The organism is Shewanella sp. UCD-FRSSP16_17 (assembly GCF_001675935.1).
In the GTDB taxonomy this organism is placed as follows: Bacteria; Pseudomonadota; Gammaproteobacteria; order Enterobacterales; family Shewanellaceae; genus Shewanella; species Shewanella japonica.
Window position 1 is genome coordinate 447,185 of the sequence record NZ_LZFV01000002.1, and the last position, 19,673, is coordinate 466,857.

General features: G+C 40.7%; 19 protein-coding genes. 3 read left to right on the forward strand and 16 right to left on the reverse strand.

Annotated features, from left to right (window positions below; all coding sequences use genetic code 11):
* Window positions 1-6: 6 nt before the first annotated feature.
* The 15 genes from dinB to A9267_RS06855 all read right to left on the reverse strand — a co-directional run bounded on the left by dinB (window position 7) and on the right by A9267_RS06855 (window position 14,679).
* A complete protein-coding gene (dinB, locus tag A9267_RS06785) occupies window positions 7-1,086 on the reverse strand; it encodes a DNA polymerase IV (RefSeq protein WP_065108667.1) in 1,080 nt (359 codons plus the stop codon).
* A 312-nt stretch (window positions 1,087-1,398) separates the two neighbouring features.
* Window positions 1,399-1,866 carry a bacterioferritin gene (gene bfr / locus A9267_RS06790; RefSeq protein WP_055023687.1) on the reverse strand — a complete coding sequence of 156 codons (468 nt, stop codon included), beginning with the start codon at window positions 1,864-1,866 and terminating at the stop codon, window positions 1,399-1,401.
* Between the two features lie 12 nt (window positions 1,867-1,878).
* Window positions 1,879-2,349 carry a bacterioferritin gene (gene bfr / locus A9267_RS06795; protein WP_055023686.1) on the reverse strand — a complete coding sequence of 157 codons (471 nt, stop codon included), beginning with the start codon at window positions 2,347-2,349 and terminating at the stop codon, window positions 1,879-1,881.
* 389 nt (window positions 2,350-2,738) lie between these two features.
* Complete coding sequence (gene nqrM, locus A9267_RS06800) at window positions 2,739-2,960, reverse strand: (Na+)-NQR maturation NqrM (protein ID WP_055023787.1); 222 nt, start codon at window positions 2,958-2,960, stop codon at window positions 2,739-2,741.
* Window positions 2,961-3,018: 58 nt separating this feature from the next.
* A complete protein-coding gene (locus tag A9267_RS06805) occupies window positions 3,019-4,032 on the reverse strand; it encodes an FAD:protein FMN transferase (RefSeq protein WP_082972270.1) in 1,014 nt (337 codons plus the stop codon).
* 135 nt (window positions 4,033-4,167) lie between these two features.
* A complete protein-coding gene (gene nqrF / locus A9267_RS06810; protein WP_065108669.1) occupies window positions 4,168-5,415 on the reverse strand; it encodes an NADH:ubiquinone reductase (Na(+)-transporting) subunit F in 1,248 nt (415 codons plus the stop codon).
* Window positions 5,416-5,460: 45 nt separating this feature from the next.
* The gene (gene nqrE / locus A9267_RS06815) at window positions 5,461-6,069 is read right to left on the reverse strand and encodes an NADH:ubiquinone reductase (Na(+)-transporting) subunit E (protein ID WP_055023683.1); all 609 of its coding nucleotides are present in this window, start codon (window positions 6,067-6,069) and stop codon (window positions 5,461-5,463) included.
* Between the two features lie 5 nt (window positions 6,070-6,074).
* Complete coding sequence (locus tag A9267_RS06820; RefSeq protein WP_055023682.1) at window positions 6,075-6,707, reverse strand: NADH:ubiquinone reductase (Na(+)-transporting) subunit D; 633 nt, start codon at window positions 6,705-6,707, stop codon at window positions 6,075-6,077.
* On the reverse strand, window positions 6,707-7,501 hold the full coding sequence (locus tag A9267_RS06825) for a Na(+)-translocating NADH-quinone reductase subunit C (RefSeq protein WP_055023681.1): 795 nt from the start codon (window positions 7,499-7,501) through the stop codon (window positions 6,707-6,709). Before A9267_RS06825 ends, A9267_RS06820 begins: the two co-directional genes overlap by 1 nt.
* On the reverse strand, window positions 7,491-8,693 hold the full coding sequence (locus A9267_RS06830) for an NADH:ubiquinone reductase (Na(+)-transporting) subunit B (protein WP_055023680.1): 1,203 nt from the start codon (window positions 8,691-8,693) through the stop codon (window positions 7,491-7,493). The genes A9267_RS06825 and A9267_RS06830 overlap by 11 nt, the downstream gene beginning before the upstream one ends.
* 1 nt (window position 8,694) lies before the next feature.
* Window positions 8,695-10,029, reverse strand: coding sequence for a Na(+)-translocating NADH-quinone reductase subunit A (locus A9267_RS06835; RefSeq protein WP_065108774.1), 1,335 nt, complete (start codon window positions 10,027-10,029; stop codon window positions 8,695-8,697).
* A gap of 425 nt (window positions 10,030-10,454) precedes the next feature.
* On the reverse strand, window positions 10,455-12,524 hold the full coding sequence (locus A9267_RS06840) for a TonB-dependent receptor domain-containing protein (RefSeq protein ID WP_065108670.1): 2,070 nt from the start codon (window positions 12,522-12,524) through the stop codon (window positions 10,455-10,457).
* Window positions 12,525-12,717: 193 nt separating this feature from the next.
* On the reverse strand, window positions 12,718-13,227 hold the full coding sequence (luxS, locus tag A9267_RS06845) for an S-ribosylhomocysteine lyase (protein ID WP_055023678.1): 510 nt from the start codon (window positions 13,225-13,227) through the stop codon (window positions 12,718-12,720).
* Window positions 13,228-13,558: 331 nt separating this feature from the next.
* Window positions 13,559-13,858: a BolA family protein gene (locus A9267_RS06850; protein ID WP_055023677.1), complete on the reverse strand. Its 300-nt coding sequence runs from the start codon at window positions 13,856-13,858 to the stop codon at window positions 13,559-13,561.
* 125 nt (window positions 13,859-13,983) lie between these two features.
* Window positions 13,984-14,679 carry an alpha-ketoglutarate-dependent dioxygenase AlkB family protein gene (locus A9267_RS06855; RefSeq protein WP_065108671.1) on the reverse strand — a complete coding sequence of 232 codons (696 nt, stop codon included), beginning with the start codon at window positions 14,677-14,679 and terminating at the stop codon, window positions 13,984-13,986.
* A 295-nt stretch (window positions 14,680-14,974) separates the two neighbouring features.
* Between A9267_RS06855 and A9267_RS06860 the strand changes: the two genes are divergently transcribed.
* Window positions 14,975-16,699: a sensor domain-containing diguanylate cyclase gene (locus A9267_RS06860; protein ID WP_065108672.1), complete on the forward strand. Its 1,725-nt coding sequence runs from the start codon at window positions 14,975-14,977 to the stop codon at window positions 16,697-16,699.
* A gap of 26 nt (window positions 16,700-16,725) precedes the next feature.
* Here A9267_RS06860 and A9267_RS06865 read toward each other — a convergent pair whose 3' ends face one another.
* Window positions 16,726-17,028: a winged helix-turn-helix domain-containing protein gene (locus A9267_RS06865; RefSeq protein ID WP_247663282.1), complete on the reverse strand. Its 303-nt coding sequence runs from the start codon at window positions 17,026-17,028 to the stop codon at window positions 16,726-16,728.
* Window positions 17,029-17,263: 235 nt separating this feature from the next.
* Between A9267_RS06865 and A9267_RS06870 the strand changes: the two genes are divergently transcribed.
* Window positions 17,264-18,007, forward strand: a complete 744-nt coding sequence (locus A9267_RS06870; RefSeq protein ID WP_065108674.1) for a PH domain-containing protein — start codon at window positions 17,264-17,266, stop codon at window positions 18,005-18,007.
* Window positions 18,000-19,628, forward strand: coding sequence for a PH domain-containing protein (locus A9267_RS06875; RefSeq protein ID WP_082972236.1), 1,629 nt, complete (start codon window positions 18,000-18,002; stop codon window positions 19,626-19,628). Before A9267_RS06870 ends, A9267_RS06875 begins: the two co-directional genes overlap by 8 nt.
* Window positions 19,629-19,673 lie beyond the last annotated feature (45 nt).

Here is a 19,673-nt window from a genome sequence, read left to right on the forward strand (position 1 = left end):
ATCAGCTTAAAAGTTTAAATCAAGTTGTTCAGTGTTTGACTGTTTATCCTTGGTGCCAATTTCAATATCAGCTAATCCGACCGACACGCCGACTAGACGAATCCCCCTGCCATTTGCTCGCGCTAAAGCTTGGCTTAATAATTCATGAAACAGGTTCAATGATATTTCATCACTACGGTGTTCAATCGTAGTCTGTTTAAAATCATTAAACTTTAGCTTAACCACTTGCTTATGAATTTGCCTATCCTTTGCACTGCGGTGAACTCGAGCAATGAGCTCTTGAATTAATTGCGGCATGACATTATTGCACTGCTCAAGCGTAAAGATATCTTGTGCTAGTGTGGTTTCAACTCCGACCGATTTCCTGACTCGATTGGGGCTGATTGTCCGATTATCGATACCTTGCGCACGTTCAATCAGAACTCGACCAAATTTACCAAATGCTGCAATCAGTTTATCACTTGGGTAATGTTGCACGTCTTCACAGGTTGTTAGACCAAGGGCGGCTAGCTTTGCCGAGGTCACTTTACCCACGCCAGGAATTTTGTTCAGCGTTAATGGCTTTACGAAGGCGTTTATATCTTCAGGAGGGATAACATACTGCCCATTGGGCTTATTTAAATCTGAAGCAATTTTGGCAAGAAACTTAATGGGCGCAACACCTGCTGATGCTGTTAACCCGGTTTCATCGAGTATTTCTTGACGAATCGCCTTAGCAATTAAAGTGGCACTGCCCTTGTGAGCATGACAGTCCGTGACATCTAGATAGGCTTCGTCTAAAGATAAAGGCTCAACTAAATCGGTATAGCGATGAAAGATAGCTCTAATTTGTACGGAAATTGATTTATAGACATCCATTCGACCTGGCACTAAAGTGAGATCAGGGCATAATTTTAACGCCTGATAACTCGACATAGCAGAGCGCACACCAAACTGGCGAGCTTCATAATTACATGTGCTGATCACGCCCCTGCGATCGCTTCTGCCCCCCACAGCTAAGGGTTTGCCACGCAATTCTGGAAAATCTCTCATCTCCACCGCTGCAAAATAACAATCCATGTCGATATGAATAATTTTACGGACCATTTTCAAGCAAGCTCTTTCTAGCTCATTAACTGATTAATTAATTTATCATAGCAGATGGATAAAATCACTGTATAAATAAACAGTACCAAGAAATAACACTAGTAACGCTGATATTTGAATCAAATCTGCTTATCAATGAAGCGAATTTAGCTATTTCAACAAGCGTTTGCGAGTTAACATGGTGATTTAGTTACGGAGGTGTCTGTTACACATTATTTATCTAAGCCCTTTTATAGTGACTTTTTCACCAAGTAACTTAGTACAAAAACAAAAAAGCCCAACATTGTTGGGCTTGTTAATACCAGTGACTTTTTACATTTTCGTCTGTAAATAGTTCTGTAATCCAACACGATCAATCAATCGAATTTGTTTTTCTAACCAGTACATATGATCTGATTCAGTATCATCTAATAATACTTCTAAGATTTCACGAGTTTGGAAGTCTTCTTTTTCTTCACAAAGTGCAATGACTTCACGTAAATGATCAGCAACGGCATACTCGTAGTTCAAATCATTTTTCAGCATCTCTTCAACATCTTTACCGATGTTGAGTGCTTCACGACTCGCAACGTCTGGAGTACCTTCTAAGAATAAAATACGTTGTACTAACTTGGCAGCATGCGCTTTTTCATCGTCTGATTCATGAAGAATACGAGTGTATAACTCATCAAATCCCCAATCTTCATACATATGAGCATGAACAAAATATTGATCCATCGCCGACAATTCACCGGTTAATAGTGCGTTTAGCGCTGCAATAACTTCTGGATGACCTTTCATGTTAAATTCCTATTAATCTTTAATTTGTGATTGAAGGTAATTTTGAATACCTGTTTGATTGATGAGTTCTTTTTGAGACTCAATCCAATCAAGATGTTCTTCTTCATCTTCGAGTAAATCTTCAAGTAGATCACGACTCACATAGTCACGCTCTGCTTCACACAACTTGATGGTTTCTTTCAGTACGACAAGCTGCTCGGTTAACGCTTGCTCGTCACAATCAAGCATCTCTTCACAATGCTCACCAATACGTAACTTATCGAGTTGCTGTAAATTGGGTAATCCTTCCAGAAATAACACACGCTCAATTAGCTTGTCGGCATGCTTCATATCTTGAATCGATTTCTTGTATTCTTTTTCATTCAGGTTTTCTAAACCCCAATGTTTGAACATGCGTGCATGTAGGAAATACTGGTTAATGGCAGTTAACTCACACGTCAGCACTTTATTCAGCTGACTAATTACTTTAGGGTGGCCTTTCATAATTCTGTCCTTTAATTCAAGATTGATCTGGATCAATTTCCAACAGGATAGTACATACGTTCATTAATTACAAATACCCTTTAAAATCATACACTTGATTAGTGATAATCATTATCATTACAACTTAGGTTATTAACTAGTTTCACTTCAGTTTAAATACCGTTAACTTCAATGGAATCACGGTTATAGGTTAAAAATACAAAAACGCTACATGCGCTTGTTCACAGAATAATCGTTAAATGTTACCTAAAATGATTTTTGTAAATGTTGTATCGAATGAGATGACAAACTATTTCAGACATAAAAAAGCCCAATGAGATAAACCTCATTGGGCTATTTAATTAACCTAGATCCGCTAAGTCGCTTTGAGTATCGCGATGAGATGCAGGTTAAATAATACGGTTCTGATTTAGCTTAGCTTCACGCTCAGATTCCGCCATTCGACGTTTTCTTTTATCACACGGATCATCGCAGTCACAAGCTTTTTCGATGCCAAGAACACCAAGACCACCGCAACTGCCTTCTACAGCTTTACGCTTAATAATGTAGCCAACAGACATTAATAGGAAAAATAATAACAACACGACAAAGGCCGCTATAAAGGTACTCATCATAATTTCTCACTTATACTTCTTTATCATTGTATTGCCAATAAAGCTTAATCGTCACTTACTGAATATAAGGCCCATAAGCTTCACTATAAAAGACTTCGAAATGGTCGTCATCTTTCTCAATCAACATAACTGGTAAGTTCTGCTCATGAGCAAGTGCCAACGACGCTTCGGTACCCAGTACCATCATTGCCGTAGCATACGCATCAGCAGTCATACTACTAGGATGTAATACTGTGACTGAAGCTAACTTGTGTTTAATTGGGTAACCCGTTCTAGGGTCGATGAGGTGCGAGAATCGCTCACCCTCTTCTTCATAATAAATACGGTAATCACCTGATGTAGCTAAAGCCATATTGCCAGGTTCTACGACCTGCTGGATGACGCCACCCTCAGTCGTTGGCTTTTCAACTGCAATACGCCAAGGCGAACCATCATCCTTCACACCTTTAACACTGATCTCACCACCAATTTCAACTAAGTAACCCGCTACCTGATACTTATTAAGTAAGTTAGCTATTTTATCTACGCCATAACCCTTAGCAAGTGAAGACAAATCCACATACAAGTCGGGGTTAGTTTTAGTGATCTTTAGTCCATTAATGGTAAACCCATGAATATCAGCCTTTGCTTTAACGATATCAATGGTTTCTTGGCTTGGTATTTCAGTAGGGCGCTTGTCTGGCCCAAACCCCCAAAGATTAACCAGTGGACCTAATGTGATATCTAACGCACCACCTGTCACATTGTATAATCGTACCCCTTCTTTAAATACCTTTATGGTATCTTCCGAAACAGTGATGCTTTGGTTTACTGACAGCTTATTGAAACGAGACAATTCTGACTTAGGTCGATAAGTCGACATCTGGTCATTCACTAACTCAAGCGCTATGTCGATTTCCGCTTGCAGTAGTTGGGTGGTCGGTAAGCGATCATTTCTCACCACTTTGATGTGGTAAGTCGTTCCCATAGTATTGCCCGATAACGACACAATATCGTCTTCACTTCCACAAGCAGTTAGAAGTAATACAACCAAAGGTACAAGCAGTGCTTTAAAAGAAATATTAATCATCTCAAACTTCAAATTAGGGTTATCTAACATAAAAAATGCAGCTTACTTAACGAAGATGACCTCCGTGTCAGCAAGCTGCAATTTATGACGTTCAATGTCTTTTAGGATTATATCTAATCATTTGCGATTAGCACATTAGCCACCAAAGTCATCGAGTAAGATGTTTTCATCTTCAACACCTAAGTCTTTAAGCATACCGATAACAGCAGCATTCATCATTGGAGGTCCACACATGTAGAACTCACAATCTTCTGGCGCATCATGGTCACGTAGGTAGTTTTCATACAATACGTTGTGAATGAACCCCGTGTATCCGTCCCAGTTATCTTCTTCTTGCGGATCAGATAACGCAACATGCCATTCGAAGTTTTCATTTGATGCAGCTAGGCCATCAAAGTCTTCTACGTAGAACATTTCACGCTTAGAACGTGCACCGTACCAGAAGCTCATCTTACGCTTAGAGTTAAGACGCTTAAGTTGATCGAAGATGTGTGAGCGCATTGGCGCCATACCAGCACCACCACCAACAAACACCATTTCAGCATCAGTTTCTTTTGCGAAGAACTCACCAAATGGACCAGAAATAGTGACTTTATCACCTTCTTTCAGGCTCCAAATGTACGAAGACATTTTACCACAAGGTAGAGTTAGGTTACGTGGAGGCGGCGTAGCAATACGCACGTTCAACATAATGATTCCAAACTCTTCTGGGTAGTTAGCCATTGAGTATGCACGAATAGTTTCTTCATCAACTTTAGATTCAAGGTTGAAGAAGCCAAAGTGCTCCCAGTCGCCACGATATTCTGCAGGTACATCAAAATCTGCATATTTAACATGGTGAGCTGGCGCTTCAATTTGGATGTAACCACCAGCGCGGAAAGGCACTGATTCACCATCAGGAATCTGTAGCTTAAGCTCTTTAATGAAGGTTGCTTTGTTATCGTTAGAGATAACTTCACATTCCCACTTCTTGATGCCGAAGATTTCTTCATCAAGTTCGATATCCATGTCAGTTTTAACGTTAACCTGACAGGCTAAACGACAACCCTGACGAGCTTCACCTTTACTGATGTGATCAAGCTCGGTCGGTAAAATATCACCACCACCTGATTTCACATTCACACGACACTGACCACAAGAGCCACCGCCACCACAGGCACTTGATACGAAAATACCGTTATCAGCTAATGCGCCAAGCAACTTGCTTCCCGCACCTGTTTTAATTGCTTTGTCGCTATCATCATTGATTGAGATAGTGATATCACCGCTTGCAACCAGCTTAGATTTAGCGAATAGGATCACTAATACTAAGATCAAAACGATTGCAGTAAACATACTCACACCTAGATATACATCTATTGGAGTAGCGTTAAGAATATCCATTAACTTATCCTTTAAGGTTCAAAGTAATACGTCGTAAGGTCTCTCTTAAAGAGAGACACCTGAGAACGACATGAAACCTAGCGCCATTAAACCAGAAGTGATGAAGGTAATCCCTAAACCACGTAGGCCATTTGGCACATCAGAATACTTCATTTTCTCACGAAGACCGGCTAACAATACGATTGCTAATGCCCAACCAATACCTGAGCCGATACCGAATACCAAGCTCTCACCTAGGTTGTAGTCACGCTCAACCATGAATGATACTGCACCAAAAATCGCACAGTTAACGGTAATCAATGGTAAGAAAATACCTAACGCGTTATACAAAGGAGGAAAGTACTTATCTAACGCCATTTCCAAAATTTGTACGAGTGCAGCGATAACACCGATGAAAGTAATGAACTTCAAGAAGCTCAAATCTGCATCAGGTACACCTGCCCAAGCGAGTGCGCCGGGTGCTAATAAACCTTGATAGATGATTTGGTTAACTGGTACAGCAATGGCAAGAACCACAATTACTGCTACACCAAGTCCCATCGCAGTTGTGACTTTCTTAGACACAGCCAAGAAGGTACACATACCCAAGAAGAAGGCTAATGCCATGTTCTCAATGAATATTGAACGAATTAACAGACTAATATAATGTTCCATTGCGCTTACCCTTTCGCTTCTACTTGCTCTGGCTTGTAAGTACGGATAATCCAGATCAACATACCGATCAAGAAGAACGCACTAGGAGGAAGAAGTAACAAACCATTTGGTTGGTACCAGCCACCGTCAGAGACCTTGCTTAGGATTTCAACACCAAATAAAGAACCGTTACCAAATAGCTCACGGAAGAAGCCAACTGATAATAGGATTGCACCGTAGCCTAAGCCGTTACCGATACCGTCCATAAAGCTCATTAAAGGTGGCGTTTTCATCGCATAAGCTTCTGCACGACCCATTACAATACAGTTAGTAATAATCAAACCAACGAATACTGATAACTGCTTAGCTACGTCATAGGCGTAAGCTTGCAATACTTGGTCAACCACGATTACTAACGAAGCAATAATCGTCATTTGCACAATAATACGAACACTGCTTGGAATGTGATTACGTAAAATCGAAATAAATAAATTCGAAAATGCGGTCACTGCAGTTAACGCTAATGTCATTACAATAGCGGTTTCCATTTTCGCGGTAACAGCTAGCGCACTACATACACCCAGAATTTGCAGAGCAATTGGGTTGTTATTAATGATAGGTCCAGTCAGAACCTGTTTAAGTTCTTTAGCATCAGCCATTAGCTAAGTCCTCCATTGCGTGCTTTTTCGATAAAGCGTGCAAAACCTTCTTCACCTAACCAGAAAGTTAATGAATGCTGAACACCATTACTTGTCAGTGTCGCACCAGATAATGCATCTACACCGTGAACTGAAGAAGCGATAGTTGGAACTTTAGTCACTTGAATAGCTAAGTTGCCATTGTCATCATAAAGTTTCTTCCCTTCCCACTTCGCAATCCATTGTGGATTTTGAACTTCACCACCTAGACCTGGGGTTTCACCAGAACCTGTGAAGTCGTAATACACTAAACTACGAATCGTGTTCATATCAGCTTCAACTGCTAAGAAAGCAAACATGGTTGACCATAAACCGTAACCTTTAACAGGAATAATAACGGTTTGTAGTGCATTGTTATCATCTTTTACAAGATATATAACACCTTGATTCGCTACACGTTTAACAGAAGCAATATCGTTCTCAGGCTTGAAAGAAGTCGCTGGAGTTCGCGCTGCTTTTTCAACATCAAACGTATCAGCATCACCATCTACAAAGTCACCTGTTTTTAAATCAACTAGGCGAGCTTCAACGTACTTATTGTACTTTTCGATGATAACGTCTTTCTCTACTTTGCCAGCTTTAGTATCCACTAAGCCCGCAGCTTCAAGAATATACTTTTGCTTATCTAATAATTTATTTTGTTGTTGAGTCGGCTTTAATAATACTGCTGCAGTCGAAACAAACATTGAGCAGACAAAGCACAAACCAATAACAACAAATAATGTTTTGCCGATTGATTCTTTATTACTGGCCACGTGAAATCCTCCGCTTAACATTTGCTTGAACCACAAAGTGGTCAAATAAAGGTGCGAATAAGTTAGCGAATAGAATTGCTAACATCATGCCTTCAGGGAATGCTGGGTTAATAACACGGATAAATACCGCCATCGCACCAATTAACAGACCGTAAGCCCATTTCGCATTATTAGTAAATGAGGCTGAAACAGGGTCAGTTGCCATAAACATCATACCGAATGCAAAGCCACCTAAAACAAGGTGCCAATACCATGGTGTTGCAAACATAGCGTTGGTATCACTACCAATAACGTTAAGCAATGTTGATACCGCAATCATGCCAAGTAACACACCACCAATGATGCGCCATGAAGCAATACGGGTATAAACGATAACTGCGCCACCAAGTAAAATAGCAAAGGTAGACACTTCACCTACAGAACCAGGAATGAAACCGAAGAATGCGTCCCACCAATCCTGCGTTAAGCCATATTCTAATGTGCCTTGTGCCGCTTGGCTCAGTGCAGTAGCACCAGAGAAACCATCAGCAACAACCCATGACGTGTCACCTGACATGTTAAGTGGGTAAGCAAAGAATAGGAAAGCACGACCAGCTAATGCAGGGTTAAGGAAGTTACGACCTGTACCACCGAAGACTTCTTTCGCAACAACCACACCGAAGGTAATACCTAGTGCAACCATCCATAATGGAATTGTTGCTGGCAGTGTTAATGCAAAAAGAATAGAGGTAACAAAGAAACCTTCGTTAACTTCATGGCCACGTACAGAAGCGAAAAGCACTTCCCAGAAGCCACCGACCGCAAAGGTCACCGCGTAAATAGGTAAGAACCAACAGGCGCCATACCACATCAAGGCTGCAACGCCTGAGTCTGCGGTAAGCTCAGTTCCAAACAAGCTAAATAAGCTAACTTGCCATACATCAGGAGTAGCAAAGCCAGCAATTAACGCATCTTGCGCTTGTAAGCCAACGTTGTACATACCAAAGAACATCGCAGGAAAAGTACAAGCCCAAACCGTAATCATCATACGCTTAAGGTCAAGGTTATCACGCACGTGCGTGCTACCTTTGTTTACTTTACCCGGAGTGTAAAACACAGTCGCAGCCGCTTCATACAGGGCATACCACTTTTCGTACTTGCCGCCTTTTTCAAATTGCGGTTCAATACGCTCGATAAAATCTTTCAAGCTCATATTAGCCTTCCCTCTCGATCGTATCTAAACAATCACGCAGGTATGTACCATAGTCATACTTGCCCGGACATACGAAGGTACACAATGCTAAATCTTCTTCGTCTAGTTCAAGTGCACCTAGCGCCGCAGCACCATCGTAATCACCAGAAACTAAGTCACGTAGTAGCATTGTTGGTAAAATGTCTAGCGGAACAACACGCTCATAATTACCAATTGGCACCATTGCACGGTCAGAACCACCAGTACTGGTCGTCATATTAAATAAACGTGAACGGTTTAAGTGGCCTAAGAATGCACGTGTAATAGAGAATTTGTCGCTACCAGGCATCGCCCAGCCAAACAATTCTTTTTCAGTGCCTTCAAGCAACAAACTGATTTGTTGATGATAACGTCCAAGGTAAGCATGAGGACCTGCAGCTTGACGACCACTTAATACTGAACCAGAGATAACACGTACAGCATTACCTTCTACCTCATCAGCGGTAATTTCAGTTGTGCTTGCACCTAAGACCGTACGAATTAAACGTGGGTTCTTAGCTTGTGGGCCACCAATGGCAATAACACGTTGAGTGTTAAGTTCGCCTTGAGTAAATAGCTGACCGATTGCAATCACATCTTGATAGCCAACATGCCATACAGTGCGTGTTGCAGATGCAGGAAGTAAGTTATGAATATGAGTACCCACTAAGCCAGCAGGATGCTTTCCAGCAAACTCTTCAACTTGTGCATTCCCAGAAGGAATATCGGCACCAGGTGCTTTAGCCAGGAATACTTTGCCTTCAGTTAACTTAGCAAGTAGGGTCAAACCGTTTGCGAAGTCTTCTTTGTGCTCAGCAATCACAACGGCAGGATCTGCAGCTAGTGGTTGGGTATCTATTGCGGTGACGAAAATACCAGCAGCGACTGAGTCAACAGCAGGTACTTTACTGAAAGGGCGAGTACGCAAAGCTGTCCATAGACCTGATTCAATCAAGTTCTCTTTGACAACAGCTGCATCTAACGTGTTTAACGCATCAGCACTGTATTGAGTAAAGCTGACTTTTTCATCACCTTCAACTTCAATAACTACTGACTGAAGTACACGTTTCGCACCCCGGTTAATTTCTAATACAGTCCCACTAGCTAAAGCAGTATATTTAACGCCAAGGTTCTTTTTGTCTTCAAAAATTACCTGACCTTTTTTAACTTTATCGCCAACCTTGATTTTCATCGTTGGACGTAAGCCAATATACTCTTCACCCAAAGTGGCGACATTCTTAATGGCTGGGCCATTATGGATAACTTGCTCTGGGCCACCTGCTAGAGGTAGTTCCAATCCTTTCTTTATTGTAATCATATCCACAAGCACTACGTTTGAAGGAAAGACAATGCGCCGCGTTCCTACCCAAAAAAACAAAGTGTTAACAAACACTTCAGTGTTGAGCTAGCGCAGATTTATCACGGAAATGCGATCGCAATCACGCTGGTCGCGCGCATTTTACCCCAAAATGTGCGCTATCGCCACGAAAATAATAGGTGATTGAAATTTTTGATTGTTCATTTTTAAACAATTACACCTATTTAGGGTGTGGAATAGGCCGATAAATAGCGATCCGATGCAATATTTCAGTAACAAGGGCACTATAGCATTAATTTTAAAAGAATTAATATAAGAAGTGTTTTATCTATTTGTTAACAAATGTAGCGTTTAGCATAGGCTAAAATAGCCCATGCTAAAGCGCTTTTAAAACAGTAAGGTAGGAAGGCTGACACTCAAATTAATTAGAAACGCGCTTGGTAACCCACATAACTCAGCATTTCACCCTGCGAGGTAATACCTAAACTTGATTGCTGACTGACTAAATTTTCATCAAGCACATTTTCAACACGTAGATAAATTTCATGCACATTCGATAAATGATAATTTGCAGCAATATCAACTTTCCACTGGCCATCTATTTTTTCACCACCAGAAATTGCCGTAGCATAACCCAGCTCTGATTGATAAAGCGCCTGTGTCATAAAGCTAAAGTCCCCTACTACAACACCCGTGCTCAAGGCAATTTGCTGTTCAGGAACCCAAGGTAATTGCTCACCTTCAATGTAAAGGCCAATAAGCTCATTGACACCAGATTCACCAAACTCTGCTTGGCTATACTGATATTGAACCGATAACGGTATCGCAAACGAATCAAAACTAAATTGGTAATCTGCAGATAGATCGACACCATTTGCTGTTACGTCTTCGATATTGACCTGCATATAACGTTGTGAGAAATCGCACGCCATGCTCCACATACAAGTGACATGCTGATTATCAAAGTCTTGCATGTATAAGTTAACACCAAGATTCAATACTTGGGTTTGATAAGTAAAACCAAGTTGATAATGCATTGACTCTTGCGCTTTCATCTCAGCATTACCTGCAGATGCAGCAGTCCAAGACTGTTTGGCGGCAAAAGCGGCTTTCCAGTTACCTGTTGTATAAGCTATTTCAAGAGACGGGATCCAACCATCATCAGAAAAGTCAGCTTCTTCAACACCATAAGCTTCCACTCCAACTTCACGAGTTGTACTGACACTCTCGAAAGCCACACCAAGGTTAAATGACAACGCGCCGTAGTTTAGCTTTGCATCTGCAGTTGTCGTGAAAACATTCACATCATCTACATAAGCCATAAGCGCTTTATCCACCGATACGCTTGATAAACTTCTATCAATATTCCAGAGCCAATCTTGTTGGCCAAATTTCATTTCTGCTTTATCTGAATGATATAAAGCGCCGTAGGTGACTTGATGAGCACCGTATTGACTGACACCTTCGGTTTGTAAACCATAACCAGCATAATGATTATCTTCGAGCATTGAGGCTAAGTTTGCCGTTGCAGAAGGGTTGGCATCCATCGCAGCAATGGCTTGCAATTCTGCTACACCAATCGCAACGCCTTCTAAACGATTCAGTTGCGAGATTTTTTCATCGTAGGACTGATAATAAAAATCTGACACCATTTGAGTGCCACCAGTTAAATCAACCACATGGCTAACTTGATACTTATGCCGCTTACCTTCTTGCTGATCGTTTTGAGTTGCTGAGTAGCGGGTAGCGGGCTTACTGTTCCAGTCTTGTGCAATTAGGCCAACATTAGAATAACCACTTTCAGAGTCGGTATACTGATACATGAACTCGGTTTTTTGTGGGTTACGCGCACCAACTAAGCTATCAGCATTAATCTTGAACATGATATCGGTTTGCGTTTTTTCATTATCAAATTGACTGGCAAAACCTACTTCTTCTGCCGTATTTTGATAATCAACCCCAAGCAACATGCCATATTCTTTATTCAAGCCGCTGGCAATTGCACCAACATGGCCATCGCCATTATCGTTAATTTCAATATTGGCTCGGCCCCCCATTTCATTAGGGCTAATTTGCGCCGTTGTGTAATTAACATGACCAAATGCGCCCATACCGCCCTTAGTCACATCGGTCAGACTTAAAGCAGCGATAGACTCTTGTAATACTAAGTTAGGTTGCAGTACTAAATGAGGCGCTGCATAAGGAGAAGGAGAAAAGCTGACTCTGTCTTGGGTCACCGCAACGCCATTAATTGCTCCGCGGTGGGTCACTGTTGTTGTTTGGTTTGTCGGCAATACTGTCATGCCTGATAATGCTAAAGGAATATCACTATCACGATAATGCAAAGACGCAGTCTGAGGTTGAGTGAGAATAACGCTATTATTTGATTCATCCATCGCAGCTGTAACTGAGGCGGCTGCATAAGTTGAACCTGAATGACAAACAAATAGCACAGCAGAAGCAATTACAGACAAGCTGAATTGACTTTTAGACATGGTTAACTCCCAAAATACATCATCGGCACCGTTGAGTTCGGTCCCTTATTGTTATGACAAAATCCTTCCATTGACTGATAACAATAACGTTTTCATACAAATAAAAACAGTATTTTAATAAAAAATTAACCACTAAAAAACAAAGCGGCCTAAGCCGCTTTTATCAAATACCTAATGGGATCATTAGCAACAATTATAAAGTCCCTAAAATATCATCACTCAATTTTAAGTCATCATTACGATTCACACTTACACCCGCTGCAATAATCGCACGTGCAATATCTTGTGCTTGCTCTAATGAATGCATTTCGAAGGTGCCACATTGATATTCGTTTAACTCGGGAATTTCAGTTTGTTCAACTACTTTTAGTACATCTTCCATCGCAGCCAACCATGCATCAGCAACGATACGCTCAGATGGCACACCAATAAGGCTCATATAAAAGCCCGTTCTACATCCCATAGGGGAAATGTCGATAATCTCAACATTGTCTCCATTAAGGTGGTCACGCATAAAGCCTGCAAATAAGTGCTCCAAAGTATGGATACCACGCTCACTTAGAATATCTTTGTTAGGGGTGCAAAAACGTAAATCAAATACTGTAATGGTGTCACCTTTTGGTGTGCTCATATGCTTCGCTACACGTACAGCTGGCGCTTCCATTCGAGTATGATCAACGGTGAAACTATCAAGTAAAGGCATTGCTTATTCCTTAAAGTGGGTGAAATCTTTTGGCATCATAGCATCAAAATTAACAGCAAGCAGCTAGGCCTATTTCAGGCCTACACTAATCTTTAACAATGATTGATGACACTGTTATGACAAACTATCAGTAATGGACAAACAAGCCCTAAATAGCCAATAAATCCCACATCAAAGCTTAGAAAACACTCAGTTAATCCATAAGAGTATGAAAATAACTCATGTAAAAAATAAGATAAAAAGATTTGGTTTAGTAAATGTAAGGCAATAAAAAACCCCATACGAAAGATGAGGTTTAGGTCATGTGTTAATCGCTAACTGTTAAGCTGTATTAACCTTTGCAGTTTGGTGTTTTTGGCACACTGTCTAGCGCTTGCCACTCTTCTTGTGTATAAGCATTAATCGACAGCGCATGCACTCCATTAGCTAACTCTTCTGCTAACACAGCATTGACTGCACGGTGTCTAGCAATGAGACGCTGAGCATCAAACTTGTCGCTGACGACAACGACTTTAAAGTGGGTTTCAGAATTAGGCGGCACATGATGACGATTGCTTTCATTAAGCACGTCTAAATGGACAGGGCTAAAAGATTGGTTCAGTTTTTCGGTAATAACGTGTTCAACTGACATAACAAGCTCTTTTTATCTACATCGTAAAAAGTGAAGACTACTGATTAACGTTTCAAAAATCAAACTTGCAACAACCCAACAAGATCCAGTTGGCAAAACAAGTTTACGATTGCGTCTTGTATACTTTATCTACTGCTCACTCTCTTATACCCCTGATGAAATCCCACAATCATTTGCCTAAAGGTAAAATTAATTCTTGGCTCATTCACTTTTAGGCGTTTAGGTACGGCGTGTTGCCACTCATCTTGCATACCTGCATGCATGATCAGTAAGTCGCCACTGCTAAGTTCRATGGCGTGTTTATGCCGTGTTTGCATGTGTCTCATGACAAAAGTACGACTGGCTCCTAATGTTAACGATACAATATCTGAATTGGCAGCAATCTCAGGCTCGTTATCACTGTGCCACCCCATGCAATCTTGTCCATTTTCATAGCGATTAACCAACACACCATTGGTCATGATATTAAATTGCGACTCAAGTATTTGTCTTACTTTCAGCAATACAGGTGGCCAAGGTTGTGGCTTTATCATGAGTGATGAATATTGATATTCGCAACCTGAATCACCAAACCAGATCTGGGAGCGTGGAATAGGATGTTGCTTGCCAAATATCGTTACGATCGGTTTTTCAAATTGATATGAGTTCGCTTCTTGAAGCAGTGAAGTTTGCAATGGTAAAGGTAAGAAGTTGGCTAAATATGTAATGGGCGCAATAGGTGAACTTGTCTCAGCAGTTTGTTTTTCACTGATATCATCAGCCCCTTGAGTAGTAGGACTCACTGGTTGAGAGTTATCAAATTCAAATCCTAATTGTTTCATGCTAAATAACCTGCCTTTGTATCACTTTATGATGATGCACAGCATCTAACCTGACCGTTGTGACTAATCCTTTAGTATATAAACAAAATTGATACGCATTTATGATATTAAGCTTAGTTATATTATGAGAGTCTAAATTGAGCTAGGCTTGTATATTATACTTATTTAGCTAAAAACGTTCACTCAGAGCGATATGGATTTATACCCTGTCGCCATAAGGTTGGATTACTTTTTTGCAAAAAAGTAATGAATGGATTTCTCGATGACATCATAACAATGGCATGTGACCGCATTTATGAAATGGATATTGACGCTGATTATTTGTTTATTTATCTGCATGAACCCTAACGCTGTTCACGCCAAAGAACTGTATTTATCTGATAAACACAACAAGCCTATCGGTTTATCACTAAAGCAATATATTGAGGATGAGCGACTCAATGCCTCACAAGCATATTCGTTATTACAGCAAGGTCAGTTTAGTCCTGTCAGTCAACATATCAGTAATTATGGTATCAATGCCAAACCAGTTTGGTTAAGTCTCACACTCATTAATAACAGCCAATCAGAACAAGAAAAAACCATTCATATAGATAACTATTGGCTAGATGAAGTCAGTAGTTTTTGGTTTGCGGATGATCACATCATCCATTTTGAGCATCAAGGTGACTTATCATTGTTTTATCAACAAGAGTCACAGCAGCCTAGTTTTAATTTTAACTACCGCTATCCACCAGGTAAAACCACGGTGTTAATTCGGGTGCAAACCCCTGATGCTATGGTTATCCCTGTGTATTTATTCGACCAGCAGGAAATGGCTAAGAAAAATGCCTTCAATGCTTATAGTTATGGTTTTTTGTATGGATCAATCACTGCGTTATTAATTTATAACTTTATTTTATATGTTGGTCTTCGTCTAAAAAGCTACTTATTTTACAGCTTATATTTATTGAATTTTTTGCTGCTTAATTTTGCCTATAGCGGCCATGGTTCATTATGGTTATGGCCAGATTCACCGATATGGCAACAATGGTCTATCCCGATACTGATGGTCAGCTTTTGCACCAGTGGGATACTGTTTGCTTGCCACTTTTTACGACTTAAATTTCAACTCCCCACTTTAAACAAAATTCTCAAGAGCCTCTGTATTATCTTTCCGGCACTAATGCTGCTTGCTGCAGTGCTTCAAGACCGAGTTTTAGGACTCATTTTTGCGTTTGATTTAATGCTGCTGTTTAGCGGCTTGATGATCGTGCTGGGAATACTGTCACTCAACTTTGGTAACATCTCAGCAAGATTTTTCTTAATCGCCTCAATTTCGTCAATGATCGGGATTGCCATTACCTGTCTTGCCGTTTGGGCTTATATCCCATTCAATCAATTTACCTATAGGGCTGCAGAGCTCGGGGTGTTTATTGATGTATTACTGCTCGCACTGGCATTAACAGAACGCTTTAGACGGGTAGAAAACGAAAAAACAATTGCCGAGAAAATGGCTAACATGGACCCGTTAACAAGGTTGAATAATCGCCGAGCTTTTTACCAATTAGTTGAGCCTCAATTTACAGAAAGGCAAGTCAAAAAAGCAGCGTCTATCTTGATGGTAGATATCGATCGTTTTAAAAGCATTAATGATACCTATGGGCATAATTTTGGCGATGAAGTGCTGGTTAAAGTCGCCGCGTTAATCAGAGATACATTACGAAAAAACGATATTTTAGCGCGCTGGGGCGGCGAGGAGTTTATTATCTTTTTACCTTACACCCAAGAGCAAGAAGCCAGTACCCTAGCAACAAGGCTGTGTGAAAACATTGCTAAACTCTCCTTTACTCAAAGTCAGCAAAAGGTCAACGTCACAGCCAGTATTGGCATTGTCACCAGTTGCAGTGCCATCAACCAATTACCTATGCTTATTGAGATCGCCGATAAACACCTATACCAAGCTAAGCGAGCTGGCAGGAACCAGATTTCAGCGGGCACATCCCCCAGCAAGGAAAGAATAGATAAATTAGCGACCTAGATAAAAGAGGGAATCTCCTACTACCATTAAGGTATCGTCATCGCTAATTGTGTTGTCATACACACATGATTTTGCTCTAACCATTGCGGGTTAATGGGGCCCCAATCATCAATTTTATAGTAACCAGCATTATGACGTTCACCCTCTTGAATAAACTGAACCGTCACACCAATATCAGACATTGATGCCAATGTATCTTGAATGGTTCTGCGGGGCATTTGGGTCATTTTATGCAAAGATAATAAATTATGTTTATCTCGGCTAATCAAATAGCAAAGATAGAGTTTTCGCAAAAATGCTTTATGTGCTTTAGAAACAGTTTGAGTCAATTTCGCCTCTTTTTTGATGAAAATAATAGTTAAATACCAACAAAGGAGCCTTTGTCTTATACTTTCAAAGTAAAAGATTATTGCATGAATATAAAGCTATTTTAGTCACTTAAGCTTACATGAGTGCCCAAAGACCTTTTCGACTTACTGCACAAGGCTGCTATGTCTGATTAGCATTACCCTTTACATTGCAGCCTAACATTGAACCCTGACATTGCAGCCAATGAGCATATAAATGACAAAAATTGACGATAAAAGCCAGCTTGAGCCAACACAATGGCAACCATACAACGCATTAACGTTAACTCCCGTTGATAAGCGCTATCCCATACAAGCCGCGCTTCAAATCAGTATTATTGTGCTAATCATTCTAACCGCCATCATGGTGCTGATGAATATTCAGCACACCCAACCACTCACAGATATCCTGATTGCTATTACTGCCATAACGTCTATTGGCACTCTTTGGATCTCACTGAAGTATCTAGCTGCAAAAAAGGTCTATTACGGCGTACTCAAGCATGAACTTGTCATGAGAAAAGGCTTGTGGTGGGTAAAAACCACCACCCTACCTTTTAGCCGACTGCAACATGTCAGCTTGTCGCAAAACCCGATTCAGCGACAGTTTAACTTAGCGACGTTAAAATGCTTCAGTGCAGGAAGTGGCGCTGCAGAAATTAACTTACCCGGCTTGAAGTTTGAAACAGCAGAACACCTAAGACAACACTTACTGCATAGAGCGACTTCGCACCAACAAGACAAATCAATACCTGAACAAGTCAAAACAGAGCTTCAGCCAGACAGCACAGATATTGAGCCAGTCAACACAGAGCATCTGCAGGTCGAACAACAGTTTATCCCCTCAGTCCGACAAACAGCTGCCCACCAAACATCAGCAGAGCAGCCTGTTATCTCACATCAAACGACTCAATCAGAAACCGCTGAAAATAAGCTAAAGTCGGAAAAGCAAGATGACTGAACCTTCCCAACAAAGCACCAATCAGCAATCCATGGACAAATTTAGTCAGTGGCAAGCTTTATCACCTTGGGCCATGCTCAGTTTTAGTTTCGGGACTGCAAAAGCCATTTTATCGAATGGTTATGCCATGATCCCAATTGTCTTCGCAGGTTGGAAAAACGGCTTTGATTTATCCTTTGCAATGATTGCTGCACTATTTCTGATTATCTCGTTAACCGTGTTTTCATTTATACAGTGGAAAAAATACCGTTTTAAGCTTGCTGATAATCAATTGAATATAAAGCGAGGACTACTGTTTACTCGCAAAGATGAGATCCCATTTAATAAAATCCAAAATATTCGCTACGAGCAACCTCTGTATTTTAAGCCCTTAAAGCTAGGAACGTTAATCATTGAAACGGCAGGCTCAAAAAATGATGAAGCACATCTTGCAGCAGTGGACTCAAATACCGCCTATAAAATTAAGCAGCAACTGTTACAGATAACAGCAAATAGTCTTGAGGAAAACGGCAATAGTGAATCTTTATTGGATCATGATGATGCCAGCAGCAAAAATGATATAACCAACTTAGCGACACGAACTCATGCATTCGATAGTACAGATCCAGCAAATAATTCTAGCCAGTCACTGCCGAACATTATTATTAGGCGCAATTTATTACAGCTAATCAAATTTGGATTTTATCAGAATAACCTTATCTGGCTCGCCGTTATCGCAGGACCAATCTTAGGACAAATACAATGGGAAACACTCGCCGAAATCCCGTTTTTTCAACAACTTTGGCATAGTATTATCACGTTAAGCGGTGACAATATTATCCTACAAGTGAGCATCATTTTGCTATTAATTGCCTTGGTATATTGCCTGTTCGCTTTGATTTCTATTTTTTCTGCCGTACTAAAATATTTTCCTTTCACCCTAGAGAAGCGACAACAAACTCTGCAAAGAAGTGGTGGAGTCATTTCACATCAGCAAGATGCATTAGCGATTAAACGGATTCAACTTGTACAAATCAGCCAACCTGTATTAGCAAGGTTATTTAATGTTTGGACTGTGTATTTAAAACAAGTAAAGGGACAAGAAGTTGAGCAAAAAACTGAACAGCACATGCTCATTCCTTCAGTCAAAACCACAGAGCTACAATCCACCCTTGGCAAAATAACCGGACTTGCAGGCGGCTCGTGCAATGTTCCGCGTCAGTATCAGTCAATCGCTTTTGCTTGGTTTTTACGGCGAGGGTATTTGCCGTTCATTCCCGCTGCGATTTTGTCACTGTTTTTGGGCGCCAACTTAGCAAGTCTACTAATTTGTGTATCCGCAGTTGTTATCAGTGGGCTTATCTACTTGCGCTACCAACAATGGGGGTACGTCATTGATGAGGAAGCGGTATGGCAACATAGTGGATTGTTCAGTCGAGAATGGAAGCGCATTCCTTTTATTAAAGTTCAGCATGTCACCATCACGCAAACTCAAGGACAAAAACAAAAAGGTTATGCGTACCTGACATTAGGATTAGCCAGTGGCGAAATGACTTTGCCTTATATTAGTCAAAGCGATGCGCAATATATATCGGAAAAAGCCATGATGGCGACAAAGTATGACACCACTAATTGGATTTAAGCCTAACTACCAATAACATTATAAAGACGTTTTTATCCGCTAAAG

Coding starts and splice junctions, on each gene's coding strand:
- dinB (WP_065108667.1), bottom strand. CDS start 1,086: ATGGTCCGTAAAATTATTCATATCGACATGGATTGTTATTTTGCAGCG.
- bfr (WP_055023687.1), bottom strand. CDS start 1,866: ATGAAAGGTCATCCAGAAGTTATTGCAGCGCTAAACGCACTATTAACC.
- bfr (WP_055023686.1), bottom strand. CDS start 2,349: ATGAAAGGCCACCCTAAAGTAATTAGTCAGCTGAATAAAGTGCTGACG.
- nqrM (WP_055023787.1), bottom strand. CDS start 2,960: ATGAGTACCTTTATAGCGGCCTTTGTCGTGTTGTTATTATTTTTCCTA.
- A9267_RS06805 (WP_082972270.1), bottom strand. CDS start 4,032: ATGATTAATATTTCTTTTAAAGCACTGCTTGTACCTTTGGTTGTATTA.
- nqrF (WP_065108669.1), bottom strand. CDS start 5,415: ATGGATATTCTTAACGCTACTCCAATAGATGTATATCTAGGTGTGAGT.
- nqrE (WP_055023683.1), bottom strand. CDS start 6,069: ATGGAACATTATATTAGTCTGTTAATTCGTTCAATATTCATTGAGAAC.
- A9267_RS06820 (WP_055023682.1), bottom strand. CDS start 6,707: ATGGCTGATGCTAAAGAACTTAAACAGGTTCTGACTGGACCTATCATT.
- A9267_RS06830 (WP_055023680.1), bottom strand. CDS start 8,693: ATGAGCTTGAAAGATTTTATCGAGCGTATTGAACCGCAATTTGAAAAA.
- A9267_RS06835 (WP_065108774.1), bottom strand. CDS start 10,029: ATGATTACAATAAAGAAAGGATTGGAACTACCTCTAGCAGGTGGCCCA.
- A9267_RS06840 (WP_065108670.1), bottom strand. CDS start 12,524: ATGTCTAAAAGTCAATTCAGCTTGTCTGTAATTGCTTCTGCTGTGCTA.
- luxS (WP_055023678.1), bottom strand. CDS start 13,227: ATGCCTTTACTTGATAGTTTCACCGTTGATCATACTCGAATGGAAGCG.
- A9267_RS06850 (WP_055023677.1), bottom strand. CDS start 13,858: ATGTCAGTTGAACACGTTATTACCGAAAAACTGAACCAATCTTTTAGC.
- A9267_RS06860 (WP_065108672.1), top strand. CDS start 14,975: ATGAAATGGATATTGACGCTGATTATTTGTTTATTTATCTGCATGAAC.
- A9267_RS06870 (WP_065108674.1), top strand. CDS start 17,264: ATGACAAAAATTGACGATAAAAGCCAGCTTGAGCCAACACAATGGCAA.
- A9267_RS06875 (WP_082972236.1), top strand. CDS start 18,000: ATGACTGAACCTTCCCAACAAAGCACCAATCAGCAATCCATGGACAAA.